This window comes from Bradyrhizobium sp. Arg816 (assembly GCF_029989365.1).
Lineage (GTDB): Bacteria > Pseudomonadota > Alphaproteobacteria > Rhizobiales > Xanthobacteraceae > Bradyrhizobium.
Genome location: NZ_JAPRAQ010000001.1, coordinates 948,793 through 975,189, shown reverse-complemented (window position 1 = coordinate 975,189; position 26,397 = coordinate 948,793). Strand labels below are relative to the sequence as shown.

Here is a 26,397-nt window from a genome sequence, read left to right as displayed (position 1 = left end):
TCAGGGATGCCGCGAGCGCGTCAGCATGATGCCGACGTCGTCGAAGATCGCGGCGATCGGCGCATGCGGCTTGTGCACGGTGATCTTCACGGCGCGGATGCGCGGAAAGTGCGACAGGATGGCATCGGCGACCGCACCGGCCGCCCGCTCCAGCAGCTTGTAGTTGGTGTTCTTGAACGCCGCCGTCGTGGTCGCCACGACTTCGGCGTAGGACACAGTATCGGCGAGCCGGTCGCTGCGCGACGGCTCCGACAAATCGGTATAGAGCTCGAGATCGATGACGAAGCGCTGGCCGACTTCGGTCTCGTGATCCATCACGCCGTGGCGGGCGTGGATCGACAGGCCGGTGACGAAGATCGTATCGGTCATTGCTTGCTCTCGATTGCGTTCGCGACCCGCAGGGCCTGCAAGGTCTCGGCGACGTCATGGGTGCGGATGATCTTGGCGCCGCGCTGTGCGGCGATCAGATGCGCGGCGATCGAGCCGGCGAGCCGTTCTTTCGGCTCCGAGGGCGACACCGAGGCGATGAAGCGTTTTCGCGAGGCACCAACGAGGATCGGCAGGCCGAACATGTCGAATTCGCGTAAGTGCGCCAGCGCAGTCATGCTCTGCTCGGCCGTCTTGCCGAAGCCGATGCCGGGATCGAGCACGATTTTGTCGCGCGCGATGCCGGCTTTTGCAGCGATATCCAGCGAGCGCAGGAAGAACGCCTTCATGTCCGCGATAATGTCGATGGCGGGATCGACGCTGTCGCGGTTGTGCATGACGATGACGGGGACGCCGCGTGCGGCGATGAGCTGCGCCATGCCGGTGTCGCGCTGCAGGCCCCAGACGTCGTTGGCGATCGCAGCGCCCTGGTCGAGCGCAAAGGCCACCACCTCCGCCTTCATGCTGTCGATCGATACGGGGACGCCCAGCGCCACCACGCCTGACAGCACCGGCTTCAGCCGGGCCAGCTCGTCCGCCGCCGTCACCGGCCGGGCGCCCGTGTAGGGCCGGGTGGACTCGGCGCCGATGTCGATGATGTCGACGCCGGCCTCGATCATCGCCCGCGCCCGCGCAAGCGCCAGCTCGGGCGCGATGAACTCGCCGCCGTCGGAGAAGGAATCCGGGGTGACGTTGAGCACGCCCATCACTGCCGGAAGAGGCCGCTCCAGCAGCGTCCGCAGCACGTCGGGCCCGGCCGAGCCGGCCGGCGGGACGGATGGGGAGGGCGAGGCATTCATGCGGCTCGCTTTAGCGGTCGGGGAGGGGGGATTCAAGGTGGGATTGGAGGCGAATGTCGGCCCGTTACCCCATCTACGCACTGAAATTGAGAGCTGCAGGTGTCGCGCTTCGCACCTCAGGATGACGGTGATGGAGCAGCGCGACTAATACGTAATCTTCGGCGGCAGCTTCTTCGCCTTGGCGATGATGTCGCCGACCGATTTTTCCGAGGGCAGGATGCGGACGAGCTTCTTCTTCTCGTTGGCTTCCCGCATGCTCTGGGCGAGCCGTGCCGGATTCCGATAGGCGAGCTCGCGCACGGTCGTGACGCCGGCGGCGCGGACGAGGCCGACCTTGGCCCGGCCCATCCCGGGAATGCGCATGTAGTCGGAGACGTTGGCCCATTCCAGCAGCTGCTGCTCGCTGATGCCGGTCTTGGCGGCGAGCGCCTTGCGGCCCTTCACGGTCGAGGCCGCCTCGAGCAGCGCGTCGGTCGTGCGGATTCCATGCGCCTTCAACTTGTTGGCGGCAAAGGCCGGCAGGCCCTCAATCTCGGTGATCGGATATGTCATGATGCTCGATATGAAAAGCGTCGCTCAGGCGAACTGGCTGAGGCCCGGCGTCCCCGCGATGATCTTGCCCATCTGATCCGCTCCGATTTTGTCTCGGCCGTAGCGGAAAAGTTCACGGGCAATGCTTTGAATCTCGGACATGCCAAGTCCCAGGCCCATCAGGCGCGTGCCGACGGCCATCAGGCCGCCGCCCATCAGCCGCGACAGTCCGCCGCCGCTCCTGGACGCCTCGATCGCCGCTTCCGCACCGGGAATCCGATCGATCAACGCTTCGACGTTCTCGGAAGGACCTTCGCTGCGGAGGAAGCCCAGGATAATGCCGACGGTCTTTTCAGCCACAGCACTGTCTATGCTGGCGTTCGACGCCAGCTGCCCGATCAGCTCGTCCATAAGGCCCGCCCCTCAGCCGGTTTGCATGCCGGAGTATTGCTTCCGAAATGATCTTGATCCGGAGCGATGTGAAATACAAGCGATGAACGCACGCAACGTCCCGATTCACTCCCGAAGGCGCGAAAAGTGTTGCAGCGATGCAAGAGCGGAGATGGATTTCTGCAAGAAATTGCCGCGGTGCGAACGCGTCATCCCTACTTTCGGCTGATGTCGCCGGTAAGTTTCCGACAATGTCGCATGCTCAGGGCGCGTTGAACGGTTTTAATCCGCACGCGACATGCGTTAAACTACGGAACAGGCGCATTCGAGTTTCAATACGCGAAACACGGCAGAGAGATCAGAGAGAAGCATGACCGCACAGGACAGCAAGCTCGGCGACACCGACGACAAGATCTTCGTCGGCAAGGGAGACGAGCAGGCATGGCTGACGCTCGCGCTCGCCAATCGCCACGGCCTCGTCACGGGTGCAACCGGAACCGGTAAAACGGTGACACTGCAGGTGATGGCGGAAGGATTTGCGCGCGCCGGCGTTCCGGTCTTCGCGTCCGACATCAAGGGTGATCTCTCCGGCATCTCCGAGGTCGGCGAGGCCAAGGATTTCATCGTCAAGCGTGCCACCGGGATGGGCCTGACGTTTCAACCCGATCAGTTCTCGACGGTGTTCTGGGACGTGTTCGGCGAACAGGGTCATCCGGTGCGGGCAACCGTCACGGAGATGGGGCCGCTGCTGCTCGCGCGCATGCTCGACCTGAACGACGTGCAGGAAGGCGTGCTCAACGTCGCCTTCCGCGTCGCCGACGACAATGGGCTGACCCTCATCGACATGAAGGATCTGCGCGCGCTGCTCGATGCCATCGTGCCGGATGCCGGCAAGAAGGGGGCGGACGCCGAGGAAAGCCCGCTTGCCGACATCAAGAAGGAGGCCCAGGGTTTTGGCAACGTCACCAAGGCCACCGTCGGCACCATCCAGCGCCAGCTTCTGGTGCTGGAGAACCAGGGCGGCACCAAATTCTTCGGCGAGCCGGCGCTGACGCTGAAGGACTTCATGAAGACCGACCGCGACGGCCGCGGCATGGTCAACATCCTTGTTGCCGACAAGCTGCTGCAGAGTCCACGGCTTTACGCGACGTTCCTGCTGTGGATGCTGTCAGAACTGTTCGAGGAGCTGCCCGAGGCCGGCGACCTGCCGAAGCCGAAGCTGGTGTTCTTCTTCGACGAGGCGCATCTGTTGTTCAACGACGCGCCGAAGGCGTTGATGGACAAGATCGAGCAGGTGGTGCGTTTGATCCGATCCAAGGGCGTCGGCGTCTATTTCGTGACGCAAAACCCCATCGACGTGCCCGACCGCGTGCTCGGGCAATTGGGCAACCGTGTCCAGCATGCGCTGCGTGCGTTCACCCCGCGCGACCAGAAAGCGGTCGCCGCCGCAGCCCAGACCTTCCGGCCCAACCCGAAGCTCGACACCGCCAAGGTGATCATGGAGCTCGGCAAGGGCGAGGCGCTGGTGTCCTTCCTCGAAGGCAACGGCACGCCGACGATGGTGGAGCGTGTCATGATCCGGCCGCCATCAGCCCGCATCGGATCGATCACGCCCGAAGAGCGCAAGGCGATCATGGATGCGAGCCCGGTGAAGGGCAAATACGACACCGCCGTCGATGCCGAATCCGCCTACGAGATGATCCAGAAGCGCATTGCCGGCACCGCCGCGACTGCGGATGCTCCGGCGGGCGGCGAAGGCGGCGGCATCCTCGGCCAGATCGGCTCGATGGTTGGCACCATCTTCGGCACCAACGTCAAGCGCGGCCGCCTGTCGACGGGCCAGGTCATTGCGCGCGACGTGACGCGATCGGTCACCAACCAGGTGATCGGGGGGATGGCGGCCAATCTCGGCAAGTCGGTCGCCGGCCAACTCGGTGGCTCGATCGGCCGCACCCTGGTGCGCGGCGCGCTCGGCGGGCTGCTGCGTCGTTAGGCAGAGAAGCCGGATTTGAGGCAGCCTCGCTCGACCACAAAAGGCCGTCATGCCCGGGCTTGTCCCGGGCATCCACGTTCTTTGTTGTCGCGGCAAGACCGTGGATGGCCGGGACAGGCCCAGCCATGACGCTGCGGAAGCTTTAGCGCTCAAATAGTCACCTGGTATCCGGTCGCCCTAGGTCATCACCACCACCACAAATTCAGGTGAAGGGGGCTCTCCAAGCGTCCGTCGGTCTGCTACGTGCTATTTGTTTCCAACGGGACATAATGTGACATCACCGAATCTATCAGACAAACTCGGCCCGCACAGAGCCTTGTCGCTACGTGCGCCGCTTGATCTGCTCTTCCTGCTCTGCTGCGTCCTCCTGACCGCCGACGTGCTCGTTCCCGAGATCTTCGGCCACGGCAAGACCAAGGATTATGGGCTGTGGTACTGGGCCGGGCAGCAGGTGCTGCACGGTGGATCGCTCTATCCCGACAAGATCGGCGAGTATTTCGAATTCATCTATCCACCGCTGCCGGCGATCCTGCTGGCGATCCCGAGCTGGTTCGGCAAGATCCCGCTCTATGTCGTGCTGTCGATCCTGAACGTGGCGGCATGGTGGTACACGGGCATATTCTCCAATGCCATGACGGGATCGGGCCGCAGGCCCGGCCCGTGGCTCGAAGCGCTGCCGGCCATCGTCACCGTGACCTTCGTGTTCGATCAGTTCGACCTCGGCCAGCCGAACCTCGTGCTGCTGGCGATGATGCTCTGGGGCTTCTGGTTGTTGCAGCATCAGCGCGCCTGGCTCGCAGGCTTCATGTTCGCGCTCGCCACCGCCATCAAGGTGTTTCCGATTGCGGTGCTGCCCTATCTGATCTGGCGCAGGAAGTGGGCGGCCGTCGTCGCGACGGTCGCCTTCACCGGCATCCTTCTCTATGTCGTGCCGGCACCGATCCGCGGCTTCGAGCGCAACGCGGCCGAGCTCAAGACTTGGTACCAGGGCATGGTCGGCACGAGCTCGGAAAAAGGCTTTGGCCAGCGCGACGAGCAGAACTGGTCGTGGGTCAACCAGTCCCTCATTGCCGTCACGCACCGTTTGGTCCGGCCGATCAACTACAATCAGGAAGATCCGAACAAGCCGCCGCGCACGATGAATGTCATCGACGTCGACTACAAGACGGCGAACTTGATCGTGCTGGCGTTGTCGGCGTTGCTCGGGCTCGGCTTCCTCGCGGTGATGCCGCCGCAAGCGCGGCGAACGGCGCGCTCGGATGCGGAGGAGCTCGGCATCCTGTTCTGCCTGATGACGGTGGCATCGCCGCTGGCGCGGCAATACTACTTCATGTGGCTGTTCTTCCCGTTGACGGTGCTGATGCATCGCGCCGCCTTCGACGCGCGACCGAACGTGCGGCTGGGAACCTGGCTCGCGCTGGGTGCCGCCGGCATCCTCATGCTGCTGGCGGTGCCGTGGTTTCCCAATGTCATCCAGGCCTGGGGCAATAACCTTGTCGCGACCGCCATTCTTGCAGGTAGCCTCGCATGGCACATCCGGCATCCGCCGGTTGCGACTGGCTCCGAGGCGGCGGCAGCGCTAAAATCCGGTACCTCTTGAGACTCAAAAGTCAGGAATACGACCATGGCCAATGCGCAGCTTCAATCGGTGCTCGATCACATCGACAAGGATTTCGACAACAGCCTGGAGCGTCTGTTCTCGCTATTGCGGATCAAGTCGATCTCTGCGGATCCGGCTTTTGCCGCCGACTGCAAGGCCGCGGCCGAGCATCTCGCCAAGGACATCGCGAGCCTCGGTGTCGCCACTGAAGTGCGCCCGACCGCCGGCCATCCCGCAATCGTCGGCAAGACCGGGGCGGGCGGACGGCCGCATGTGATTTTCTACGGCCATTACGACGTGCAGCCGGTCGATCCGCTCGATCTCTGGCACCGTCCGCCGTTCGAGCCTGTCGTCACCGACCATGCCGACGGCCGCAAGATCATCGTCGCGCGCGGCGCCGAGGACGACAAGGGCCAGGTGATGACCTTCGTCGAGGCCTGCCGCGCTTGGAAGAAAGTGACGGGCTCGCTGCCGATCGACATCACCTTCCTGATCGAAGGCGAGGAGGAGGTTGGCTCGAAGAACTTTGTCCCCTTCATCGAAGCCAACAAGGACGAGTTCAAGGCGGACTACGTGCTGGTCTGCGACACCGGCATGTGGGACCGCAACACGCCCGCGATCACGACGTCGCTGCGCGGTCTGCTCTATGAAGAGCTGAAGATCACCGCCGCCAATCGCGATTTGCATTCCGGCGTGTTCGGCGGCAGCGCCATGAACCCGATCCGGGTGCTGACGAAAATCCTGGGCGGCCTGTTCGACGACGACAACCGCATCACCATCCCCGGCTTCTATGACGGCGTGAAGGATCTGCCGCCTGACATCCTGGAGCAGTGGAAGAAGCTCAATCTCACGCCGGAGATGTTCCTCAAGCCGATCGGTCTGTCGATCCCCGCCGGCGAAAAGGGCCGGCTGCTGATCGAGCAGGCCTCGTCGCGTCCGACCTGCGATGTCAACGGCATCTGGGGCGGCTATATCGGCGAAGGCTCCAAGACGGTGATCCCGTCGCACGCCTCGGCCAAGGTCTCGTTCCGCCTGGTCGAGGGGCAGGATCCCCAGAAGATCCGCAAGGCCTTCCGCGACTACGTGACGGCGCGCATTCCCGGCGACTGCAAGGTCGAGTTCGGCGATCATTCCGCCGCGCCCGCGGTGGCGCTCGACTGGAACATGAAACCGCTCGCCGCCGCCAGCAAGGCGCTGACCGAGGAGTGGGGCAAGGAGACCGTGCTGATGGGTTCGGGCGCTTCGATCCCGATCGTCGCCGATTTCAAGCGGACGCTTGGGCTCGACTCGCTGCTGGTCGGCTTCGGCCTGGACGACGACAACATCCATTCGCCGAACGAGAAATACGACCTCCGCAGTTTCCAGAAGGGCATCCGCTCGTGGGCGCGGATCCTCGCGGCGCTCGCGGACGTGAAATAGGCACGGTGCCGTAGGGCGGGCAAAGGCGCAAAGCGCCGTGCCCACCATCCCTTCGCGATTGCGATAGAAGAGGTGGGCACGCGGACATAGTCTGGATTGCTTCGTCGCTTCGCTCCTCGCAATGACGGCGCAAATAAAAACGCCGCCCGGAATTGGGCGGCGTTTCATTCCGAAACGTGTAGAGGGTGTTGAGACCTACCTTACACGAAATCCGCAGAATCTCAAGACCGGTAGCCCGGAAGCTTGCGGTCGAGCTTGCGCAGCAGCGGCGGCCAGACCAGGTTGGTGGCGCGCAGCTCGGCGCGGTCGCGGTTGGCGAGCAGCTCGGTGTTCTTCTCGATCGCAATCTCCTCGACCGGATAGACCGGCGTGCCCAGCGCGCGCGTGCGCACCTGCATCGAGCAGGCGCGCTCGAGGTGGTACATGCGCTCGAACGCGGAGGCGACCGAGCGGCCGACCGTCAGCGTGCCGTGGTTACGCAGCAGCATGTGGTTATGGTCGCCGAGGTCCTTCTGCAGCCGCGGCCGCTCGTCGTGGTCGAGCGCGATGCCCTCATAGTCGTGATAAGCGAGGTCGTGGGTGACGAGCTGGGCGGTCTGGTTCAGCGGCAGCAGCCCTTCCGCGCTGCTCGACACCGCGGTGCCGTCGAGCGTGTGGAGATGCAGCACGCAGATCGCGTCCTCGCGCACCTCGTGGATCGCCGAATGGATGGTGAAGCCGGCCGGGTTGATGCTGTACTCGCTCTCGGAGAGCTGGTTGCCGTGCAGGTCGACCTTGACGAGGCTCGATGCCGTGATCTCGTCGAACATCAGTCCGTAGGGGTTGATGAGGAAGTGATGGTCGGGGCCGGGCACGCGCGCTGAAATGTGGGTGTCGACCAGATCGTCCCAACCGTACAGCGAGACGAGGCGGTAGCAGGCGGCGAGATTGACCCGTTGCTGCCACTCCGCCTCCGTCATGTTCGACGGCACTTCCTTCAGGCGCGCTTCCGCTGGCGACATGGCTTATCTCTCCGAACATCGTTGTTGCGGGGAGGGAGCGTAATCGCGGTCGGGGGCGGCAGCAAGGCGGACAAAGCGCGGCAGTTCAGCGTAGCCCGCATGGAGCGCAGCGTAATGCGGGGCCGCTATCCCGGATTTCGCTTCGCTCCATCCGGGCTACAAGGCAGGAGAAAGATATTACGGCGCCGGGATCGACAGCAGGCTGGAAATGCTGCGGCCGCGGATGTCGTAGACGCGGGCGAACACCACGTCGTCGCGCTTGATCTCGACCATCACGGGCGCGGTGAGGCCCTTGCAGTAGAACTCGCCGAGCGTCATCGCGAAATCGGCCGCGTTGGAATCCCAGCCGATGGTGAAGTCGGGCCCGAGCGCGACCTGGGCCGGGCGCTGCGGACCGCACACCGCGACCTTCCATTTGCGGTTGCCCGGCGCCACTTCCTGCCGCTCGACGATCTGCTCGCGCAGTTCGTCCGAGGCCTGCTTCAGCGCAAGGCCCCAATAGTCCAGCATGAAGCGGTCGTCGGCGCCGCGCACGGTGCCGGCGATGTGGTTGAAGTGCGTGTATTGATAGGGATGCAGCCGGATCATCTCGGCCAGCGAGAGCGCGAGGCCGAAGCAGAAGGTCGCGAGCACGACGGGCTGCCAGGTGCGGTGGTTGGTGCGCAGGCGCTCCATGGCCCAGGCAAAGGCGACGCCGCCGAGCACCGCCATCGGCGGGATCACGAAAACGAAGTGGCGGATGCCGTTGTACAGCGCCGGCCGCTTCACCATCGCGATCGCGAGCGGCAGGGTCGCCGCCAGCGTCAGCATTAAGAGGATGGTCTTGCGGCGCGCCGGAACCTCGCGGCGTGGCAGCATCGCGAAGGTGCTGACCACGGCGCCGCCCATCAGCACCAGCATCACCTCGGGAAGCTGCAGCGCGAACAGCGTCGGCAGATAGGACCAGGGCATGTCGGGCACGGACACGATCGCGCCGTCGAACATCTCCTTCCAGGGCTTCTCGAAGAAATGCGAGAAATAGGTCAGCGCCTCGAAGGGATTGCCGGGCTCCATGATCGACCACGGCCAGATCAGGCCCATCACGAGATAGCCGAACACGAGGCCGGGCAGCAGCACGTAGACGACATGGGCGAAGCGGCGGGCTGCTTCGCGGGCGCCTTCGGTGCGCAGTTCCTCCAGGAACAACGGCATGAAGCCGATCATGGCGTAGACCAACGCGAGGCCGCCGAGGACGCGGCAGCCGAGCGAGAGGCCGGCACCCAGGCCGACGATCAGGATCGTCCGCGGCGACGGCTGCGGATATTCCTCGGCGAGGCGTACGAGGCCCAGCATCAGGATGATCATGGCCACCGCGAAGGGCGCATCCTTCGGGTTCATGAACATGTGGCCGTAGAAGATCGGGCAGAGCGCGAGCAGCAGGAGTGCGGCAAGACCGGCAAGGGGCCCGCCGATGCGGCGGCCGAGCCGCCACGTCACCGCAAGCCCGATCACGCCGACCATGGCGCCGAGCAGGCGTCGCGTCTCGAACAGCTCGAGCGGAATGACCTTGTGCAGGAGAGCCGCGACCATGTCGAAGCCGCCGCCATACATATAGAGATTCGCGAAAGAGAGCGCCGCGGTGTCCCTGAAGCCGGAACCGAACATGCGCAGCAGCAGGTCGGCATATTCAGCGTGGGTGTAATCGTCCCAGCCGAGCCCGTAATCGCGGAAGGTCAAGCCTGCAGTCACGGCGACCGCAGCCAGCACCAGCATGGCGAGATCGTCGCAAGTCCGTTCAACCGAGCGCCGCAGAGGCGTGTCGATCGCCGAAGTCGTGATGGATGTCATGGCTATTGGTGACCCGGAATCCCCTCTTGGCCCTGCTGGTGCCCGCGGGCCACTTCCCCGGAATCCCTATAGCGCAGTTCCATTACCAAGTAATTGGGCATTATGGCTAAAATCCTGATGCGACGCAGCAAATCCAGACAGTTGAGAGCAGCTTAGAAGTAGCGGGCCTTAGCTGAAGGGAATGTGAATAAGTCCCTGATATCCTTCCCTTTAGGAACGCAGGCTCTAATTCGCCGTTGGCGTGGAACACCGTATGACGGTATCGTGGCGTAACGGGTGTCGCGCACGGCTGCGCGACCAGGGGTGAGTTCGATGAGCTTGGCATTGTTGATTGTGGGGATTTTCGCCGTCCTGGCGGGCCTCCTTACGATCCTGTTCGGCTTCACCGTCAGGGAGGCCAGCCTCGGCAGCACCCTCATAATCTCCGGCAGCATTGGCGTCTGCTCCGGAATGTTACTGGCCGGCCTCTACGTCGTGGTCGTGGAACTGAAGGGCATCGCCCGCCGGTTGGCCGGATCGGCCGCGCCGGGCGAGGTTCGGGTCAGGCCCGTGCTGCCGGGCCTCGCGGTGCCTGGCGCGCCAGCGTCCGAGCCGTTCCCGGCACCGGCCACGAAAACCGAGCCACCGCCGCCACCGGCCGCGGGTCCGCCGCCGTGGCAGAGCGAGGCCGCCACGCGCGAGCGTCCGCGCGCCGAGCTGCCGCCGGAGCCGGAAGCCTCGACACCGCCTGCGGCTCCGGAAGCGCCGCGCCGCCGCAACCTGTTGTTCGCATCGTCCTCCCGCAAGGAGCGCGAGCGCGCGGAGGCGAAGGCGACAGAGAGCTTGCCGCCGCAGCCTCATGATGAGCCCACGGAACCGGCCGGCCCGGAGAGTCAGCCGGCGAGCTTCGACGATGCCTGGCCGAGGCCGGACCGTATGCGGCCACCGGAACAGCCGGCCGCCGGGCGTCGCCCGCCGCCGCGCTCGCCGTCGATCTTTGCCGAGCCCGGCCCGCCGCCTCCGCCCGAACCGGCGCCGGCGGTCGAGCAGGCGCCCGTGACCGTGCTCAAATCGGGTATCGTCGACGGCATGGCCTATTCGCTCTATTCCGACGGCTCGATCGAAGCGCAGATGCCGGAAGGCATGATGCGCTTCGCCTCGATCGACGAACTGCGCGCCCATCTCGACCAGCGGTCGTGACACCGCCGCGTCCAAGTAGAGCGCCATCGTTCTTGTCACTTCGTCAGTAATCAGCTCATATTCGTCAGTCGTCTTATTTCGGCCGAATGTATTGTTGACACGGAATACTTAGGCGTCGTCTCTCCGGCGAGACGCAAGGTCAGGGAAAGGTCGGGCCCATGTCGGATAACGGGGCTAAGAATTTCATCGAGCTGACGGCGAGCATCGTGTCCGCCTATGTCGGCAACAACCCGACGCCGGCGGCCGATATCCCGAACCTGATCAGCCAGGTGCATGGCGCCCTGGTGCGCGTCTCGTCAGGCCGCACCGAGACCGCGCCGCTCGAGCCGGCCAAGCCGGCGGTGTCGCTGAAGAAGTCGATCGCGCCGGACTATCTGGTCTGTCTGGAAGACGGCAAGCGCTTCAAGTCGCTGAAGCGCCATCTGCGCACCCAGTACAACATGACGCCCGAGCAATATCGCGAGAAATGGGGCCTGCCGGCCGACTATCCCATGGTCGCGCCGAACTACGCGGTGGCGCGCTCGCAACTGGCAAAGCAGATGGGACTGGGGCAGCAGCAGCGGAAGCGGAAGTAGTCCGGCCTCGGATCTCGTAGGGTGGGCAAAGGCGCTCTTGCGCCGTGCCCACCAGCCTTCTTCGATTGCACTCAGAATGGTGGGCACGCTCCGCTTTGCCCACCCTACGATGCTGCTTCAGGACGCTTCCGCGAGCGCCTCTTTCGCGTCGGTCTTGATACGTTCGACCATCGAGCGCAGGCCGTTGGAGCGCTGCGGCGTCAGATGATCGCGAAAGCCGAACTCGTTGAACACCGCGATCGCGTCGGTCGCAAGAATCTCCTGCGGCGTGCGGCCGGAGTAAAGCGAGAGCACGATCGCGACCAGTCCGCGCACGATGTGGGCGTCACTGTCGCCACGATATTTCAGGATCGGCGCGCCGCCATCGCGATCGACCAGCTTCTGGAGCCAGACCTGGCTGACGCAGCCATTCACCTTGTTCTCGGCCGAATGCTCGGACTCGGGCATCGGTTCCAGGGTGCGGCCGAGCTCGATGACGTACCGGTAGCGGTCGTCCCACTCGTCCAGAAGCTCGAAATTATCCCTGATTTCGTCGATCGTCGTCATGCTGGCCCAATGTTCCCGTTCAGGCCAATATAAGGATGCGAGGACGTGAAATCGATAGGGTTTGGGCGCTAATTCGCCTGCGCCGCCGCAGGTCCCCGCCATTCCAGCGCGAGGTCGTCCTGGCTCAGGGTGTCGCGCGGCGCCTCGCTCGAGGCGGCATCGCCTTCGCCGGCCAGCGCGATCGAGCCGGTATGATCGGGCGCCTTCTTGTCGGTCTTCTCGAGCTGCTCTTTCTTGTCGTTGATGATCTGGTAGATCTTCTTCGCGCCGTCCTGTGCGCGCTGGCCGATGATGGTCGCGGCCTGGCCGCCGACCTCGCAGGCCGCCGGCTGGCGCTTGCAGAACTGGGTCACGTCGGAGACGGCCGCGGTCGCAGCCTGCACCGCATCGGCGGCGCCGATCTGCGGCAGCTTTTCCGATTCGGGCGTCTTGTCCCGTGGCAGGAGCACCAGCACCAGCCCGAGCCAGAATGTGATGCGGAGCAGAAAGCGCATCTTATCGACCTGTATGTTAGATCCCGCCGCGGCGATGCCCGCGAGGCGTCGGACCTAGCAACTCTCGATAAATCGCAAGTGATTGCCTTCCGCTTAATTCGCGGAAAATCTACGCAAGAATCTTCCCGAGCCGCCACGTCGTAAATTTTCGATTGACGCCGGAGCCCGTGATTGCGCTGGCGCCGCTTGTCCACCAATTCGAAACCATGCGGGGACTGGTGAAACCCTGTGTTCACCATCCCCGATGATGACGTGGTCAAATCGCTTAAAAATCTCCGCGATGACACAGTGTCCGGCGGTGGGCCGCATTGCCTTAGCACTCGTTTAAGGTCGCTCTGACACGGTGGCTCAACGATAAGGAGGCGTTCCGGCGCGTCTTCTCGACGAGTGGGCCGAAGCGCGAGACCCGTGACAGTTTTGAGTATCATCCGCGATTGTCTCGATGCACTGCTGCATCCCTCCGCGCGTTACGACGCGCTGACGCGAGCGCGCCATCGTGCCTTCATGGCGCCGCGGCTGCTCGGCAGCCTGGCAGCGTTTGCCGCATTCCCGGTCTATCTCGCCACGCGCGGCGCGCCCGGCGCAATCGAGGTCGCCGCCTTCGCGTGGCTGATCGCCCCCATTCTCCTGTCATGGTTCCTGTCGCGCACCGGTCGCTATGAAGGCGCCCACGTGCTGTCGTCGCTGGCGCTCGCCGGCCTGATCATGGCGGTTGCCGGCACCACCGGCGGCATCGAATCATTCGCCGCGATCTGGCTGGTCGTGGTTCCTCTGGAAGCCGCGTTGTCGGCCTCGCGCCGCGTCGCGGCCTTCGCCTCCCTGCTTGCGCTGTCCTGCGCCGGTGTCCTGATCCTTGCCGGCCAGCTCGGCTGGCTACCGGCTGGAGACGCCAGCGCCGCAGAACGCGGCGTGCTGATGGCGTTCGGCGTCGCATCGGCGACGCTCTATGCCGCGGGCCTCGCCTTCGGCGCTGAATCGCTCGCGCGCACCAGCGTTGCGCTGCTGTTGCGCGAGGAAGAGCGCTATCGCCTGCTGGCGCGCAACATGAGCGACGTCATCTCGCGGCATCGGCGCAACGGCGCGGTGCAGTTCATCTCGCCGGCGGTGGAAGCCATGCTCGGCATGCCTGTCGCGCAGCTGCTCGGCCACGGCCTGTTCGACCGCGTCCATGTCGCCGATCGTCCGGCCTATCTCACCGCGCTCTCCGATGCCGCGCGCGGCGACGTGCGCAGCGTCGAGTTCCGGCTGCGGCGGGAGCCGGCCGGATCGGAGCGTGGCCAGGTCGATTTCATCTGGGTCGAGATGCGCTGCCGGCCGCTCGACCAGGATATCGGCCGTCAGGATATTGACGGTGATGCCACGCGCGAGGCGGAAGTCGTCGGCGTGATGCGCGACGTCACCGATCGCAAGCTCGCGGAGCAGGCGCTCGATCAGGCCCGCAGCGCCGCGGAAGCGGCCGATGCCGCCAAGACGCGCTTCCTCGCCACCATGAGCCACGAGCTGCGCACGCCGCTCAACGCCATCATCGGCTTCTCCGAGATGATCGCGCAGGAGCAGACCCTGATGCTGGGCGCGGCCCAGCGCAAGGAATATGCCCAGCTCATCAACGATTCCGGCCAGCATCTGCTGTCGGTCGTCAACGGCATCCTCGACATGTCCAAGATGGAATCGGGCAATTTCGAGATTGCGTCGGAACCGTTCGCGCCGCGCGCCTCTCTGATGCATTGCTGCAATCTGCTGGCGCTGAAGGCGCGGGAGAACGGCATCGACCTCATCACCGATGCGCCGCAGGACCTGCCTGTCATGACCGGCGATCCGCGCGCCTTCAAGCAGATCGTGCTCAATCTCGTCGCCAACGCCATCAAGTTCACCGAGCGCGGCGGTCAGGTCACCGTATCCGCCGCGGTGTCCGGATCTCAGCTCACGCTGCGCATCAGCGACACCGGTGTCGGCATTGCGGCGGACGATCTCAAGCGCATCGGCGCACCGTTCTTCCAGGCCGGAAAGACCTATCAGCGCCGTCACGAAGGCACGGGTCTCGGACTTTCGATCGTGAAGAGTCTGGTGGCGTTGCATCTCGGCGAATTGACTGTACAAAGCAGGCTCGGCGAGGGCACCTCAGTCACCGTCAGGCTGCCGCTCGTCTACACGCCGCCGCAGGCCAAGACGTCTGATAGGATGGCGGCCGAGAGCAAGATCGCGACGCTGACGCCGGTGCCGCGCCAGGAGCTTCAGGACCAATCTCACGACCAACCAGCTCTGGTGAAGAAAAGTGCCTAAGAAGTCTGCCAAGGACGAAGCTGCTCCGCGCCGCCGTGGCGCGAAGGCCGCGGTCATCGATGTCGAGACCGAGCGCAATCTTGCGATGCGCATCCTGCTGCACAGTCCCAAGGATACGCTGGCCGGTCTCGTCGCCATCGCCGCAATCAGCGCGATCGTCGCCAATGCGCTGTTCCTTCAGACCGGGCGGCATCCGGCGCCGATGTTCGGCACCGTGATCAATCTTCCCGCGCCGTCGTCCGTGCCGTTGTCGAACCCCTTGCCGCGTCCGCGTCCGGTCGGCGCCGATACCTCGCCGCTGGAGCCGCGAGCGACGGAGTTCCGCGCCGAGCCCAAACCTGCCGAGCGCGCCGCCGAGAAGCCACCCGAAAAGCCCGTCGAGGCGACGGCATCGACGCAGCGCTCGGGCGATCCGATGACCAATCTGGTCAAGCAAACGACGTCGGCGCCGCCTTCCGTCGCCATCGCGCGTCCGCCGGCGCCGATTCCCGTGCAGCAGAGTCCGGCCGCGCGGCGTATCGCCGGCGTGCAGCGTGCGTTGTCAGAATACGGCTATGGCAATTTGAAGATCACGGGCACGATGGGCGCAGAGACGCAGTCGGCCATCCAGAAGTTCGAGCGCGAGCACAAGATGCAGGTGACGGGTCAGGTGTCCGACCGCCTGCTGCGCGAGCTCGGAGCCGCGATCGGCCATCCCGTCGAATAAGCGCTGCGCCGGCGCGCGTCGATATTCCGATCCAGCCTCACTGCCCTTTGCGCGGCGGGAACCGGTCACAATTGACTTCAGGTTATTTTGTAGTTACAAAATAACCTTGTGAAGATCGTTTGGGACGAGCCAAAGCGCCGAGCCAATCTCGACAAGCACGGGATGGATTTCGCGGATCTCAACGAGACCTTCTTCGACAACGCTTTGGTTTTGGCCACGTATCGCAACCGCTGGCGTGCGATCGGCATCAACATTCGTGGCGTCATCTCGGTCATCTTTGCAACTCGCGGAACCGAGGGCATCAGCATTGTCAGCATGCGTCCCGCCAGCAGGAAGGAAAGGGAACTCTATGAAGAGAGTCGCCGCTAAGAAGGGTTACACTGCGCGCGACGTGCGTGCGGTGAGTAATAATCCGGAATGGACCAAGGAGGACTTTGCTCGGGCGAAGACTTTTGATGAGATCTTCCCGGGCATGCGCAAGGGCCGCGGCCCCAATAAAGCCCCGACAAAACGACAGGTGACCTTGCGCCTGAGCCCTGTCGTGGTCGACTATTTCAAGGCGGAAGGGCCTGGTTGGCAGAGCCGGATTGATGAAGCTCTCGTCAAGGTGGTGAAGCGTAAGCGCAATTCTGCCACGGGTTAGTTCATGCGTTTGAAATCAAACATCTGGGTTTCCGCGTACCTGCGCCGGTGCCAGACCGAGGGCGTGTTCGGGGCGGTGCGCCGTCGCGGTGCCGAGGAGGCGGGGGCGGTATTCGTGAAGGTGTCGCTGCTCGACGGCAATGCGATGCTGTACGCGCCGGCGCCGCAGACCGTCTATGACGACGGCCGCCCGGTCGATCGCTTCTTCGTGCCGGTCGCGCAGCAGCCCTTGCCGGAGCACACCATCGAGGAGCGCCTGACCAAGGAAATCCGCTTCGATCCGGATGCCTGGATCGTCGAGACCGAGGACCGCGCAGGGCGCCACTTTCTCGAATTGGCGAAGACCTAGCGGTCCGATCCGTCGGTGCCCGTCCGCACCGCAGGCGCCGAGCCCGGCTGCACGCCCGGCCGCGTCTGGTTGGCGCCAGCACGCGCGCGCTGGCGTTCGCTGTCATGCAGCGACGACTGGTATTTTGCGCGCGTGACGGCGAGCGTCGAGCCGCGCCAGGCCGCCAGCATCACCAGCGCGGAGCGGTCGCTGAGCCGGTCGTAGAGCCGCGCCAACCGGTACACCGCATCGACCGACGTGCCGATCTCCGGCTTGAAGAACAGGAGGATGCGCTGGAAGTTCGGGCTCGGCATGTCGAGCGCCCGCGCGGCGACCGCGAGCGCTTCGCCGCCGGCATCGTCGACGATCTGCGCGGCGACGCGCGAGGGCAGGATCAGGCTGTCGCCGAGCTCGTAGGTGAAATTCTCGATGTCGTTGGCGATTGCCGCCATCTCCAGGATCTGGATCGCGCGCTTGGCACGCACGGTCGGAATCCGCGGCGCGGCTTTCAGCGGGGTCTGCGCCAGATTGTGCAGGACCAGCGCGCGCTGGGTCGCATCGGCGCGGAAGAACATGTCGTGGATCTCGGCCGCTTCCTTCGGCTGCATCGCCATGTTGGCGGCCATGCGCGACTCGGCGTCGGTCGGCGTGCGAGCAGGCGAAGCCGCCTGCGCCTGAGCCGCGATTTCGCGTGCGAGCGGAACCCTGCGGCCTTCCTGGGCGGCAACCAGCCCGAGTTTCTGCAGGACCGGGACGGGCGTCTGCGGATAGATCGCAAGCTTCGCCTTGACGGCCGCGCGCGTCGCATCGTCGACCTGGTCGATCAGCCGCGTCGCAAGCTCGATGAACTGGCGCTGCTCGTCGTCGCTGTGGGTGGGCGCCTGGACATAGAGGTCCGTCAGCACGCGCAGCAGCGTCGGGCGAACATCGACGCCTTCGCGACGGGAGAGGCTCATCAGCCCGTCGAATCCGGGAAACAGCGACTTGGTCATGGAGAGATACGCGACCTGGAAAAGATACTCGTCCGCGAGCCTAACGCAGGTTCCTTTAAAGGCTCGTTAAGGAAAACGAGGCGTGAAGTCGGCCCCATCATTTCAGGTGTTGTCGTCCCGCAACGGGACGCGGGAGCGCCGCCCGTGAGGTTACGGTCCGGCAGGCGCGTTTACATCCCGTTAACCATGAACTGATCTTAATGAACGCACGTTGCACCAGCGCGCTCGGTCGCGCGGCAATTGATAGAGAGCTGATATGGGGACCATTATCGAATTTCCGGCCGGTCGCCGGGCAGGCTCGTCGGGGGATGCCACGCCGCGCACGGAAACGGGAACGATTTTGATCCTCCCCGTGATCCGCATCGAACGCCAGACGGAAGAAACCAGCGGCGATCGCGGGCCGGAGCAGGGCACAGCGCCGGGGCGCCGTCGTCGCCGCCGCTAGCATCCGGCTTTTGCAATGCCGGATGCCATCCGCCAGATCCGGCCTGTCGTAACGGCCGTCCTGCTCGCGCTGATGGGCGCGAGCCTCGCTGCCTGTAGCGGCGGCGATTTCGGCCGCACCCGCGCTGACATGCGCAGCGACGACATGCATCGGTGGCTCGGGGCCGAGGCCACCGGCAGCCTCGGCCTGAGGCCGTCCCAATTCCAGCTCACCGACGCGGAGCGCCAGCTTCGCGATCTCGCCTATCCCATGATCGAGCCGCCGCTGTCGCGGCCGGCCTGGAAGAGCGTGTTCGGCGACTACAAGCCGCTGCCGTCACCCTGGCAGCAGAAGGTCGTGTTCGACCGCACCATGTATGGGCGCACGCTGATCGACGAGCCGCATCGCTCGCATTCCTCGCGCTATGCGCAGCTGATCGAGGACGTGCGCAACGACATCACCCGCTTCGAGCCGTTCTTCGCCTCCGCGATCCGCGTCATCGATCTCGACAGGAAGCGCGATGCCAGCATGGCGCGCGTCTCCGAACTCTCGCCAAGGGAGAGGGAGGATGCGGTCGCGCGCATGCGGGAGAACTCGCTGATCATCCAGTGGGTGCAGCTGTGCCTCGAGCAGCGCATCTCGTCCTATCGCTGGGCGCTGGAGCGTCTGGTGATCCAGGCGCCCGACGGCATGGCCGCCGATGCCGACCGCCTGATCGGCGAACTCGCAGCCCAGACCGCCAATCCGCCGGTCCAGGCGCAGCCTCCTTACGGTCGCGCGGTCATCTCGAAGGGTTAAGACTTCCTGCGTTTGTTACGCCGTGGGCCGGTCGGATCCGGCTTGCGCCGCTGCTTCTGAAGTTTTCCGACAAAATCCTTCAGCGCATCCGCCAGCGGCTCCGATGCGCGGTAGGCCAGGCCGACCTCGCGTTTGACCCTGACCTCGATGTCGCGCACCACGACATCAGGATTGCCGCGCGCCACGCCTTCCGGAACGATGGCGATGCCGACGCCGGCCGCGACCAGCGCCATTGCCCAATCCTCGGACTGCGCGATCGCCGCGGTCTGCCTTCGTCGTGACGTCCGGCCGAAGAATTCGCTCTGCTCGCAATGGCAGCGGTCGATCAGCGGAACGCCGGCGAGATCGGAGGTCCGCAGCTTCTCCTTCAGCGTCAGCGGATGCGCGGGCGGAAGTGCGGCGACATAGCGCTCGCTCCACAGCGCGACGAAATGCTCGTCGGCGCGCAGCATGCTCTTCGAGATGATGCGCGCATCGGCGCGCTCGTCGTGGCCGACGAGGCGGAGCGCGATGTCGGTGCGCGTCGTCAGCGGCTTCAGCAGCGCGATCGTTCGGGGTACGTCGAGCGTGCGCATCAGTCCCAGCGTCACCGTGGTCTTCGTATTCGGCTTCCTGAACAGGCTGCGTGCGGCGTCCGCCTCGTCGATGATGCGGCGGGCCAACGCATGAAACTGCTCGGCTGAGGCGGTCGGTGCGACACCCTTCTTGTGCCGGATGAACAGCGTGGTGCCGAGCTCGGCCTCCAGATGGGTGATCGCGGTCGAGATCGACGGCTGCGATACGAAACAGGCGCGCGCCGCCGCGGTCAGATTGCGCTCGCGGTACACGGCGGCGAAGTAGCGAAGCTCGCGGATGTCCATAGGATAAGCCTAGAGATAGTATCAATATTCGATATTTTACCTATAGATCGCCCGGTGGCAAGAACACCCTGCTCACAACAGCAGGAACGCGCCATGAAGATCCACCATCTCAACACCGGCACGATGTGTCCGATGGGCCGTCGCCTGGTGAACGGCACCGGCGGCCTGTTCCAGCGCGCGCGCCTGGTCTGCCATTGCCTGCTGGTCGAGACGAAGGACGGACTCGCTCTGGTCGACACCGGCATTGGTCTCGGCGATATCGCAACGCCCAATCGGCTGGGTGGCCGGTGGCTGCGCCAGACCGCGCCGAGGCTGGATCCGGCGGAGACGGCGGTCGAGCAGGTGAAAGCGCTCGGCTACTCACCCAGCGATGTGCGTCACGTGCTGCTGACGCATCTCGACCGCGACCACGCCGGCGGCGTGCCGGACTTTCCCCATGCCGCGATCCACGTCCACCGCGCCGAATACGACATGGCGGTGTTACGCAAGCCCGCGCCGCCCGAAGGGCGCTATGTCACGGGGCAGTGGAGCCACGGACCAAGCTGGAAGTTCTACGACGAGCCGGGCGAGGACTGGTTCGGCTTCAAGGGCGTGCGCGCGCTCGGTGACAAGGAAGCCGACATCCTGATGATCCCGCTCGCCGGCCACACGCTCGGCCATTGCGGCATCGCGGTGCGATCACGTGACAAATGGCTGCTGCATGCCGGCGACAGCTATTTCCACCACGCCCAGCTCGACCCGTCGCCGCGCGTGCCGCTGATGCTCGGCTATTTCCAGCGCAAGGGCGACATGGATCGCAAGATGCGGATCGCCAACCAGGCACGGCTGCGCGCGCTGAAGCTCAACCACGGCAACCGCGTGAGCATCGTCAACAGCCACGATCCCGTCGCCTATGAAAGCTGCCGCTGCGGTGCGCATTGATCGCGCCGTCCCGGCTGTGCCGCTATGTGCCCGAAGTCGCTGTTTGAGTCCGGAGCAAGCGGTGCTTCACCGTTCGGGCGATTGCCGCCGGCGCCTCCTCGGGGATCGCGAAGCAGGAGCTCGCGTTGATTTCGCACAAAACGTACGTATCCGCGCCGGCGGCGTTGCGGGGCCCGTACAGGAAGTCCGCGTCCCAGATCACCGGCAGCGACGGCTCGTCGATGCCGAGCGTGTCCATCAGCTGCGGCGTCCATTCGTCCTCCATCGACCTTCGGAGCGCCTGGAATTGCGAAGCATCGGGTCCGTGCATGATCCGTGGGCCCGGCTGCGCCTCAGGTGCGTCCGGGCCTTCCGGCGGCGGCGGGATCAGGGCCTTGATCAATTGATGCCCGAAGCCCGCGACCTTAGCGCCGCTCATGTAGCAGCGGATCATGCCGTCGGGCAGGCGGGGTTGGAACGCCTGGTCGATGATGCAGCCACCCCATCCGAAATACGGCTCGCAGCGGGCGAGGAAGGCATCGAGCGGCATGTCCTCGGGCAGGCTGCCGCGTTGGGCATGCAGCACCCGAACCATGGCGCCCGCGTTGGGCAGGGCCTCCACCTTCCACACCCCCTGGCCACCATTGCCGCGATTTTGCTTGAGCACGCGCGGACCGTTCGCCTGAAGGCGCGCGGGAAATTCGGCGCGGAAGCTTGCGGCGGTGTCATAGCGATGGGTGTCGGCTCCCCAGCCGAGATGACGGGTGCGGTAGAGCACGTCCTTGACGCCCATCTTCAGGATCACGTCGGGATGGGCGCTCACCCATGGCCCTTGCGCCGCAACGTCGCGAAGCAGCGGGTCGAGGGCCTCGCGCGTCTTGCCCTGATGGATCGGATCGACCCAGACGAGCACGCCATCGACGGCGAGCAGTTGATCGCGGACGGCGTCGGCGAAAATCTCGTCGTAGATCACCGGCCGGGCTTCGATGCCGACCGCGGCGAGAGCTTCGAAAACGCGGACGAAGCGGCTGTTTTGCGCCGTCGTGTCCCGGCGCGCGGCAGCGTCGCCGCGGGAGAGGATGGCAACGGTATGACGGAGAGGAGGGTGGCGTTCGGTATCCATGCGCAAGCTCCACGAATGGCGTGCTGCGCAGAGCTTGGACCGAGGTCTCACGGGGAGTCTGCTTCGCCCCCACGCCGATCAATCTACGTGAGATCGTCAGGCCGTTGCAAGATGGTGTTTGTGCGGTTCCATCCAGACGGCGAACGCTTGGCGCGCGCCGCTACGGCGGCGGAGGATAGCGGTCGAATGTCGGCAGCTCGTGCGCGCGCTCCATCCATCCAAGGCGCTCTGCGACCTGGATGTGCATCGTCGCCGGTACGGCATCGGGAACGTCGTAGGTCGCGCTCTGGACGTCGATGACCCCGGGCAACATGTCGGCATTGACGTAAAACAGGCCGGTTCCGCAGTCGCCGCAAAAGTGCCGCCGGGCATGTTCCGAGGAGTGATACACCTTGGGCTCGCCCTTGGTCACCTTGACGGCATCGTCCGCGTACATCGTCCAGCCGACGACGGGAGCGCCCGCGTGAAGCCTGCAATCGCGGCAGTGACACAGCGCGTGCACGATCGCTTCGCCCTCGACCTGATAGCGGATCGCGCCACAGTGACAGCCGCCGGTGATGGTGCTCATGCGATGCTCCCGATGAAAGGCAGGTTTCGTTGATCGATAGCTCTCGAGACCTGCGGCTTCAACGGCGTAATCGATTTGCGATTGCGTCCTACTGTCGCGTGACAACTCCCGCCACGGCGCGGGCGAACTGATCCGCGACTACCATTTGAACGAAGCCGCGACCTCGTAGCTGCGCGGCGCGCCCAGGATGATCTGGTCGGTGTAACCCGGATCGCCCCACGCCGCGTAGAGCTTGTTGGTCAGGTTCCTCACGCGAAAGCTGATCCGGGTCTGGTCGACGCCCGGGAAATACGCCTTTGGGATATCGACGAACGCGTATGCGTCGAAGATCGTGTAGGCGTTCATCGTGACCAGATTGTCCTGGAAGTTGAAGCGGTCGCCGACGTGACGGACGAGGCCGCCGATCTCCACCGGCAGTTTCGTATCGAAGCGATAGGAGGCGCCGGCGTTGGCGATGAAGTTGGGAACGTTGGGCGGCGTCTTGCCCGAATAGGACTGGAAGTCACCATTGCCGTCGACATAGGTGAAGTCGATGAAGCGCGACTGCACGAAGGCGACGTTGCCCCATAGTTTCAGGCCGGCGACCGGATTGACCGCGGCGGCAATCTCGACGCCCTTGGAGGCCATCTTGCCGGCGACGTTGAAGAGGATGCCGCTTTCCGGGACGTAGACGTTCTTGCGCTCGATGTCGAAGGCCGAGAACGTGGCCTCCGCGCGCTTGTCGGCCGACAGCAGCTTCACGCCGGTCTCGTAGGTCCGCGACGTCGTGAGCAGCAGCGGCGTCGTGGGCCTGAGGATGAAGATGTTCGCCACCGTCGGGTCGGCTGCCGTCGCGTACTGGCTGTAAAGCATCACGCCGGGCGCGATGTCCCAGGTGTAGCCGATGCGTCCGGTGACCGGATTGAACGTCTTCGAGAAAGGATAGTTGGCTTTCAGAAGGCCATTCTCGTCGAAGCGGGTCCGCGACAGCTCGATATTCTCAAAACGGATGCCGCCGATCAGCGCGAAGGTCGAGGTCAGCTTGAGCCGGTCCTCGAACGACAGCGAGGCGGTGTCGAGATGGGTGTAGATTTTCTCGTCGGCGCGTGGGCCATAGAACCCCCGATCCGGGTTGAGGAGGTCGACGTAGTCATTGAAGAACAGCGTGTCCTGCGAGACGTTGAACTGGTTGCTGCTCGCCGCCACGGTGGCGACGAAGCGATTGTCCATTCCGCCGACGTTGGAATTGACGGTGAGGTCGGTGATGTTGCCGTAGAGCCGCTGCGCGTGATCGAGCGCCAGGCGCTCGCGGTAGATGCTCTGCGCGCCTGCGAAATTGCCTACGGTCTGGTCAAACGACGAGATCTCGTTGTTGAACCAGTGCCGGTGGGCGTCATAGCCATAGACCTGGCTTTTCAGCGAGATGTTGTTGGTGATGTCCCATTGAAAGCCGCTGCGCAGCCAGAGCTCGTTGGCGCCGCTGTGATTGTCGAGCACATTGTAGTTCGTGGTCAGCGTGCGCGCGTCGATGGTGACCGGGACCGGCGTGCCGCCGCCGAGGTAATAGTTGCTCCAGAGGCCGGACACGATGCCGTACGTCGGCACGATGCCCGGCGCGTTCGCCGGCACGAGCGGCGTTCCCCAGTAGAAGCGGTCGTTGTCCTGCCTGTATTCGGTCGCGCCCCAGATCTTCAGGTTCTCGTTGACGCGATAGTTCAGCTGGCCCGATACGTTGCTGAGCTTCGAATAGGTGTCGTCGATAAAGCCCTTGTTGTTGAAATGGCTGATGTCGAAGCGGTAGTCGAGGCCGTTGATCAGCGTGCTGCCGCCCGATCCGTAACCGGCGCGATAGCCGTTGAAGGAATCGTAGGAGGTGAAGGCGTCGTTGACGATTGGTCCGGTGTGCGGCGCCTTGTTCACGTAGTTGATGGCGCCGCCGGTCGCACCGAGGCCCGCCACCAGCGAGTCCGGTCCCTTGATGATCTCGACCTGCTGGAGGCCAGCCACGTCCATGGGACGGCCGGTCATGGTCGACGGCCCGATCGGGATGCCGTTGTAGAGCGTGGAGATCTGGTCGCCGGAAAAGCCACGCATCGAGAAGATGGCGGGCGCGCCGGGCGCATCGCCGCCGGTGACGCCGACTGCAGCCTTGGCGATGTCGGTCGTGGTCCGGATGCCCAGGTCCTGCATCGTCTGATGACTGATGACCTCGACGGTCGCCGGCATCTCGCGCGCCGTGATCCCGAGCCGGGAGCCGACGTCGGTGACGGCGGCCGTGTTCAGCGGCGTCTGCACCGGGCCGCTCGGAGCTTGCGTGGCCGGAACGGCGACAGCAGGGGCGCCACGATTGCGTCCCGCGGCGCGCCGGGCCGCGCGCTGCTTCTGAGTGCCGGGGCTGACGGCAGGAGCCTGTCGCGGCGCAGGCGGCGACACGATCACCGGGCCGACCTCCCTGGAGCGGTTGTCCTCCGCCGCGCTTTGCGCGAGCGCCGCGGACGATAAGGACACCGACGCGAGCAGAGTAATCAGGAAAGCATGCGACAACGCTGGCCTCGCGCCAGCACGGAAATGAAGATCTTGCACGACAACGCTCTGCGGCGACGCAAACAAACCGTCACCGCGGTTGCCTTAGTCATCCACCTTCGCCCCAGGCGGCGGATGCACCGGCTACTTGTCCGACATCAGGGCACCCCGCCCAATGCGTTCGCGCGTGACCATGGCTGGCAGCAGGTTTCCTGGCTCGCGGGTCATCGCCTTCGACCGCCTTCCCAGAGGCCCAAACGGGGCTCCAGTGGTTCGTTTGGTCGTCGACTATCCGCCTACAGTTGCGGGGGCAGCCGCGGAATTGCCCACTGAGGTGGACGCACCGCATTCCCTTGAAGAGTCCTTGCGGACACTACCGATCACGAAACTGGCATCCGGGGGTGAGCGCGTCAACATCCGCGCGGGCTGTTGGACGGGCCGGTTGGTCGATGGTGGCCTTGTGTTGCTGTTTTGCACGATAGTCCGAAGGACCGCGTCGAAACGTCCAACCGGCCTCCGGACGAGCCTGGGTAACGTACCCTTGACCACGATCAATGACTGCCTTTGGTGTCCGAATATGCTACTGAGGCCGTGTTCCGGCCCGACAAGGCAAGTCGATATTGATGCAGTTCGTCCGTACCATCCTGGCAGTCGCCATCGCCATATCTCTGGCGATGCTGCCGGTCGGCGCGTCCGCGGCGAACCTCGCAATGTCGTCGGACGGCATGCAGACGGCCATGCACATGAGCGGCGACGCCGACATGTCGATGGACGAGTGTTGTCCCGACATGAAGGGAACGGGCTCCCATAGCGACGGCTACAAGTGCGGGATGGGTTTCTGCTGCGTTGGCGGGATCATCGCGCTCGGTGATGTCCGGCCCGTGGCGTTCGAACGTCTCGCCGTCATGGCCAGCACGATGGTTATTCCCCCGGATCAGGTCGTTTCCTTCCGCGGCGGCAGTCCTCCTTTCCGACCTCCTCGAATCTGATCTCGCAAAGCCCGAGACGCGAGCGGCATGCCTGCTCGCGACGACGACTGACGTGCGCGCTTCACGCGCCACGGCGAAAGATCAATTCATGAGGACAGGACAATGCTTTCCAAAATCAGCACCGCGGCTCTCGCCGCCACCCTTTCGCTTGCCGCTTCCACCGCGATGGCGGGCGCGGGCGACTACGCCTTCGAGCCCGTCACTCCGCAGATGAAGAAGGGCGAAGACGTCACGCTCGCCGTTCGCCTGACGAACAAGCAGACCGGCAAGCCGATACCGGATGCGGTCATCTTCAAGACCCGCCTCGACATGGCCCCGGACGGGATGGCCGAGATGGAATCGGCGGTCGCGCCGCTGCCGTCCAGGGAGCCGGGTGTGTACGCCTTCAAGACGGACCTGCCGATGGCCGGCCGCTACCAGATGACGCTGTCCGTGAAGGTGCAGGGCGAACCGGAGACCGTCACCGGCAAGGTGATCGTCACGGCGATCAAGTGAGCGTTCGGG

General features: G+C 64.6%; 28 protein-coding genes and 1 riboswitch. Of the genes, 15 read left to right on the top strand and 13 right to left on the bottom strand.

The genetic code is table 11. The annotated features are described in order from the left end of the window. The 4 genes from folB to OWC48_RS04480 all read right to left on the bottom strand — a co-directional run bounded on the left by folB (position 1) and on the right by OWC48_RS04480 (position 2,168). Entirely contained in the window at positions 1-369 is a 369-nt protein-coding gene (gene folB / locus OWC48_RS04495; RefSeq protein ID WP_008553485.1) for a dihydroneopterin aldolase, read from the bottom strand. Further along, positions 366-1,226 (bottom strand): dihydropteroate synthase, encoded by an 861-nt coding sequence (gene folP / locus OWC48_RS04490; RefSeq protein WP_282518856.1) that lies wholly within the window; start codon positions 1,224-1,226, stop codon positions 366-368. The genes folB and folP overlap by 4 nt, the downstream gene beginning before the upstream one ends. Positions 1,227-1,370: 144 nt before the next feature. Next, positions 1,371-1,778 (bottom strand): DUF4332 domain-containing protein, encoded by a 408-nt coding sequence (locus OWC48_RS04485; RefSeq protein WP_282518855.1) that lies wholly within the window; start codon positions 1,776-1,778, stop codon positions 1,371-1,373. A gap of 24 nt (positions 1,779-1,802) precedes the next feature. Beyond that, complete coding sequence (locus tag OWC48_RS04480; RefSeq protein WP_282518854.1) at positions 1,803-2,168, bottom strand: DUF2267 domain-containing protein; 366 nt, start codon at positions 2,166-2,168, stop codon at positions 1,803-1,805. A 349-nt stretch (positions 2,169-2,517) separates the two neighbouring features. Between OWC48_RS04480 and OWC48_RS04475 the strand changes: the two genes are divergently transcribed. The 3 genes from OWC48_RS04475 (at position 2,518) to OWC48_RS04465 (ending at position 7,159) form a co-directional block, all read left to right on the top strand. Next, complete coding sequence (locus tag OWC48_RS04475; protein ID WP_282518853.1) at positions 2,518-4,140, top strand: helicase HerA-like domain-containing protein; 1,623 nt, start codon at positions 2,518-2,520, stop codon at positions 4,138-4,140. 316 nt (positions 4,141-4,456) lie between these two features. Beyond that, positions 4,457-5,740 (top strand): glycosyltransferase family 87 protein, encoded by a 1,284-nt coding sequence (locus OWC48_RS04470; protein ID WP_282518852.1) that lies wholly within the window; start codon positions 4,457-4,459, stop codon positions 5,738-5,740. Between the two features lie 24 nt (positions 5,741-5,764). After that, complete coding sequence (locus OWC48_RS04465) at positions 5,765-7,159, top strand: M20/M25/M40 family metallo-hydrolase (protein ID WP_085402705.1); 1,395 nt, start codon at positions 5,765-5,767, stop codon at positions 7,157-7,159. 221 nt (positions 7,160-7,380) lie between these two features. Here the strand turns inward: OWC48_RS04465 and OWC48_RS04460 are convergent, their stop codons facing one another. After that, positions 7,381-8,160, bottom strand: a complete 780-nt coding sequence (locus OWC48_RS04460) for a class II aldolase/adducin family protein (protein WP_282518851.1) — start codon at positions 8,158-8,160, stop codon at positions 7,381-7,383. 177 nt (positions 8,161-8,337) lie between these two features. Next, positions 8,338-9,987, bottom strand: a complete 1,650-nt coding sequence (locus OWC48_RS04455; RefSeq protein WP_212481824.1) for a glycosyltransferase family 39 protein — start codon at positions 9,985-9,987, stop codon at positions 8,338-8,340. Between the two features lie 312 nt (positions 9,988-10,299). Between OWC48_RS04455 and OWC48_RS04450 the strand changes: the two genes are divergently transcribed. Beyond that, a complete protein-coding gene (locus tag OWC48_RS04450) occupies positions 10,300-11,166 on the top strand; it encodes a DUF308 domain-containing protein (RefSeq protein ID WP_282518850.1) in 867 nt (288 codons plus the stop codon). A gap of 158 nt (positions 11,167-11,324) precedes the next feature. Continuing rightward, complete coding sequence (locus tag OWC48_RS04445) at positions 11,325-11,741, top strand: MucR family transcriptional regulator (protein WP_063984587.1); 417 nt, start codon at positions 11,325-11,327, stop codon at positions 11,739-11,741. 117 nt (positions 11,742-11,858) lie between these two features. On the opposite strand, the gene OWC48_RS04440 is transcribed toward OWC48_RS04445, so the two are convergent. Further along, the gene (locus OWC48_RS04440) at positions 11,859-12,287 is read right to left on the bottom strand and encodes a SufE family protein (protein WP_282518849.1); all 429 of its coding nucleotides are present in this window, start codon (positions 12,285-12,287) and stop codon (positions 11,859-11,861) included. 68 nt (positions 12,288-12,355) lie between these two features. Next, the gene (locus OWC48_RS04435) at positions 12,356-12,781 is read right to left on the bottom strand and encodes a DUF5330 domain-containing protein (protein ID WP_282518848.1); all 426 of its coding nucleotides are present in this window, start codon (positions 12,779-12,781) and stop codon (positions 12,356-12,358) included. A gap of 408 nt (positions 12,782-13,189) precedes the next feature. Between OWC48_RS04435 and OWC48_RS04430 the strand changes: the two genes are divergently transcribed. The 5 genes from OWC48_RS04430 (at position 13,190) to OWC48_RS04410 (ending at position 16,758) form a co-directional block, all read left to right on the top strand. Next, the gene (locus OWC48_RS04430) at positions 13,190-15,061 is read left to right on the top strand and encodes a PAS domain-containing sensor histidine kinase (protein WP_282518847.1); all 1,872 of its coding nucleotides are present in this window, start codon (positions 13,190-13,192) and stop codon (positions 15,059-15,061) included. Further along, complete coding sequence (locus tag OWC48_RS04425; protein ID WP_282518846.1) at positions 15,054-15,767, top strand: peptidoglycan-binding protein; 714 nt, start codon at positions 15,054-15,056, stop codon at positions 15,765-15,767. Before OWC48_RS04430 ends, OWC48_RS04425 begins: the two co-directional genes overlap by 8 nt. Before the next feature lie 108 nt (positions 15,768-15,875). Then, entirely contained in the window at positions 15,876-16,136 is a 261-nt protein-coding gene (locus OWC48_RS04420; protein ID WP_282518845.1) for a BrnT family toxin, read from the top strand. Next, on the top strand, positions 16,117-16,410 hold the full coding sequence (locus OWC48_RS04415; RefSeq protein WP_282518844.1) for a BrnA antitoxin family protein: 294 nt from the start codon (positions 16,117-16,119) through the stop codon (positions 16,408-16,410). The genes OWC48_RS04420 and OWC48_RS04415 overlap by 20 nt, the downstream gene beginning before the upstream one ends. 3 nt (positions 16,411-16,413) lie before the next feature. Beyond that, on the top strand, positions 16,414-16,758 hold the full coding sequence (locus OWC48_RS04410; RefSeq protein WP_028159699.1) for a DUF1491 family protein: 345 nt from the start codon (positions 16,414-16,416) through the stop codon (positions 16,756-16,758). Here OWC48_RS04410 and OWC48_RS04405 read toward each other — a convergent pair. Continuing rightward, the gene (locus OWC48_RS04405; protein ID WP_282518843.1) at positions 16,755-17,729 is read right to left on the bottom strand and encodes a DUF2336 domain-containing protein; all 975 of its coding nucleotides are present in this window, start codon (positions 17,727-17,729) and stop codon (positions 16,755-16,757) included. The two genes, OWC48_RS04410 and OWC48_RS04405, sit on opposite strands and share 4 nt — an antisense overlap. 256 nt (positions 17,730-17,985) lie before the next feature. Between OWC48_RS04405 and OWC48_RS04400 the strand changes: the two genes are divergently transcribed. Together OWC48_RS04400 and OWC48_RS04395 are read left to right on the top strand one after the other, a co-directional pair. After that, a complete protein-coding gene (locus tag OWC48_RS04400) occupies positions 17,986-18,174 on the top strand; it encodes a hypothetical protein (protein WP_014496746.1) in 189 nt (62 codons plus the stop codon). Positions 18,175-18,189: 15 nt separating this feature from the next. Beyond that, the gene (locus OWC48_RS04395; RefSeq protein ID WP_282518842.1) at positions 18,190-18,951 is read left to right on the top strand and encodes a hypothetical protein; all 762 of its coding nucleotides are present in this window, start codon (positions 18,190-18,192) and stop codon (positions 18,949-18,951) included. On the opposite strand, the gene OWC48_RS04390 is transcribed toward OWC48_RS04395, so the two are convergent. Further along, a complete protein-coding gene (locus tag OWC48_RS04390; protein WP_282518841.1) occupies positions 18,948-19,811 on the bottom strand; it encodes a LysR family transcriptional regulator in 864 nt (287 codons plus the stop codon). The genes OWC48_RS04395 and OWC48_RS04390 overlap by 4 nt on opposite strands. 93 nt (positions 19,812-19,904) lie before the next feature. Here OWC48_RS04390 and OWC48_RS04385 point away from each other — a divergent pair, with 93 nt between their 5' ends. After that, positions 19,905-20,732 carry an MBL fold metallo-hydrolase gene (locus OWC48_RS04385; RefSeq protein ID WP_282518840.1) on the top strand — a complete coding sequence of 276 codons (828 nt, stop codon included), beginning with the start codon at positions 19,905-19,907 and terminating at the stop codon, positions 20,730-20,732. A gap of 22 nt (positions 20,733-20,754) precedes the next feature. On the opposite strand, the gene OWC48_RS04380 is transcribed toward OWC48_RS04385, so the two are convergent. From OWC48_RS04380 to OWC48_RS04370, 3 genes are all read right to left on the bottom strand, one after another. Then, a complete protein-coding gene (locus OWC48_RS04380; protein WP_282518839.1) occupies positions 20,755-21,834 on the bottom strand; it encodes a Cj0069 family protein in 1,080 nt (359 codons plus the stop codon). Positions 21,835-21,994: 160 nt separating this feature from the next. Beyond that, entirely contained in the window at positions 21,995-22,402 is a 408-nt protein-coding gene (locus OWC48_RS04375) for a GFA family protein (RefSeq protein WP_282518838.1), read from the bottom strand. A 138-nt stretch (positions 22,403-22,540) separates the two neighbouring features. After that, on the bottom strand, positions 22,541-24,925 hold the full coding sequence (locus OWC48_RS04370) for a TonB-dependent siderophore receptor (RefSeq protein ID WP_282518837.1): 2,385 nt from the start codon (positions 24,923-24,925) through the stop codon (positions 22,541-22,543). Positions 24,926-25,088: 163 nt separating this feature from the next. Beyond that, positions 25,089-25,297: riboswitch (cobalamin riboswitch) on the bottom strand. A 230-nt stretch (positions 25,298-25,527) separates the two neighbouring features. Between OWC48_RS04370 and OWC48_RS04365 the strand changes: the two genes are divergently transcribed. Next, on the top strand, positions 25,528-25,893 hold the full coding sequence (locus tag OWC48_RS04365) for a hypothetical protein (protein ID WP_282518971.1): 366 nt from the start codon (positions 25,528-25,530) through the stop codon (positions 25,891-25,893). Positions 25,894-25,995: 102 nt separating this feature from the next. Continuing rightward, positions 25,996-26,388 carry a FixH family protein gene (locus OWC48_RS04360; protein ID WP_282518836.1) on the top strand — a complete coding sequence of 131 codons (393 nt, stop codon included), beginning with the start codon at positions 25,996-25,998 and terminating at the stop codon, positions 26,386-26,388. The last annotated feature ends 9 nt before the right edge of the window (positions 26,389-26,397 follow it).

Excerpts from the sequence above, each read along its gene's own strand:
- OWC48_RS04475 (WP_282518853.1), top strand. The coding sequence starts at position 2,518 with ATGACCGCACAGGACAGCAAGCTCGGCGACACCGACGACAAGATCTTC.
- OWC48_RS04390 (WP_282518841.1), bottom strand. The coding sequence starts at position 19,811 with ATGGACATCCGCGAGCTTCGCTACTTCGCCGCCGTGTACCGCGAGCGC.
- OWC48_RS04380 (WP_282518839.1), bottom strand. The coding sequence starts at position 21,834 with ATGGATACCGAACGCCACCCTCCTCTCCGTCATACCGTTGCCATCCTC.
- OWC48_RS04365 (WP_282518971.1), top strand. The coding sequence starts at position 25,528 with ATGCAGTTCGTCCGTACCATCCTGGCAGTCGCCATCGCCATATCTCTG.
- OWC48_RS04360 (WP_282518836.1), top strand. The coding sequence starts at position 25,996 with ATGCTTTCCAAAATCAGCACCGCGGCTCTCGCCGCCACCCTTTCGCTT.
- OWC48_RS04460 (WP_282518851.1), bottom strand. The coding sequence starts at position 8,160 with ATGTCGCCAGCGGAAGCGCGCCTGAAGGAAGTGCCGTCGAACATGACG.
- OWC48_RS04440 (WP_282518849.1), bottom strand. The coding sequence starts at position 12,287 with ATGACGACGATCGACGAAATCAGGGATAATTTCGAGCTTCTGGACGAG.
- OWC48_RS04455 (WP_212481824.1), bottom strand. The coding sequence starts at position 9,987 with ATGACATCCATCACGACTTCGGCGATCGACACGCCTCTGCGGCGCTCG.
- OWC48_RS04435 (WP_282518848.1), bottom strand. The coding sequence starts at position 12,781 with ATGCGCTTTCTGCTCCGCATCACATTCTGGCTCGGGCTGGTGCTGGTG.
- OWC48_RS04480 (WP_282518854.1), bottom strand. The coding sequence starts at position 2,168 with ATGGACGAGCTGATCGGGCAGCTGGCGTCGAACGCCAGCATAGACAGT.
- OWC48_RS04375 (WP_282518838.1), bottom strand. The coding sequence starts at position 22,402 with ATGAGCACCATCACCGGCGGCTGTCACTGTGGCGCGATCCGCTATCAG.
- OWC48_RS04395 (WP_282518842.1), top strand. The coding sequence starts at position 18,190 with ATGCCGGATGCCATCCGCCAGATCCGGCCTGTCGTAACGGCCGTCCTG.
- OWC48_RS04465 (WP_085402705.1), top strand. The coding sequence starts at position 5,765 with ATGGCCAATGCGCAGCTTCAATCGGTGCTCGATCACATCGACAAGGAT.
- OWC48_RS04450 (WP_282518850.1), top strand. The coding sequence starts at position 10,300 with ATGAGCTTGGCATTGTTGATTGTGGGGATTTTCGCCGTCCTGGCGGGC.
- OWC48_RS04410 (WP_028159699.1), top strand. The coding sequence starts at position 16,414 with ATGCGTTTGAAATCAAACATCTGGGTTTCCGCGTACCTGCGCCGGTGC.
- OWC48_RS04485 (WP_282518855.1), bottom strand. The coding sequence starts at position 1,778 with ATGACATATCCGATCACCGAGATTGAGGGCCTGCCGGCCTTTGCCGCC.
- folB (WP_008553485.1), bottom strand. The coding sequence starts at position 369 with ATGACCGATACGATCTTCGTCACCGGCCTGTCGATCCACGCCCGCCAC.
- OWC48_RS04445 (WP_063984587.1), top strand. The coding sequence starts at position 11,325 with ATGTCGGATAACGGGGCTAAGAATTTCATCGAGCTGACGGCGAGCATC.
- OWC48_RS04385 (WP_282518840.1), top strand. The coding sequence starts at position 19,905 with ATGAAGATCCACCATCTCAACACCGGCACGATGTGTCCGATGGGCCGT.
- OWC48_RS04415 (WP_282518844.1), top strand. The coding sequence starts at position 16,117 with ATGAAGAGAGTCGCCGCTAAGAAGGGTTACACTGCGCGCGACGTGCGT.
- OWC48_RS04400 (WP_014496746.1), top strand. The coding sequence starts at position 17,986 with ATGGGGACCATTATCGAATTTCCGGCCGGTCGCCGGGCAGGCTCGTCG.
- folP (WP_282518856.1), bottom strand. The coding sequence starts at position 1,226 with ATGAATGCCTCGCCCTCCCCATCCGTCCCGCCGGCCGGCTCGGCCGGG.
- OWC48_RS04405 (WP_282518843.1), bottom strand. The coding sequence starts at position 17,729 with ATGACCAAGTCGCTGTTTCCCGGATTCGACGGGCTGATGAGCCTCTCC.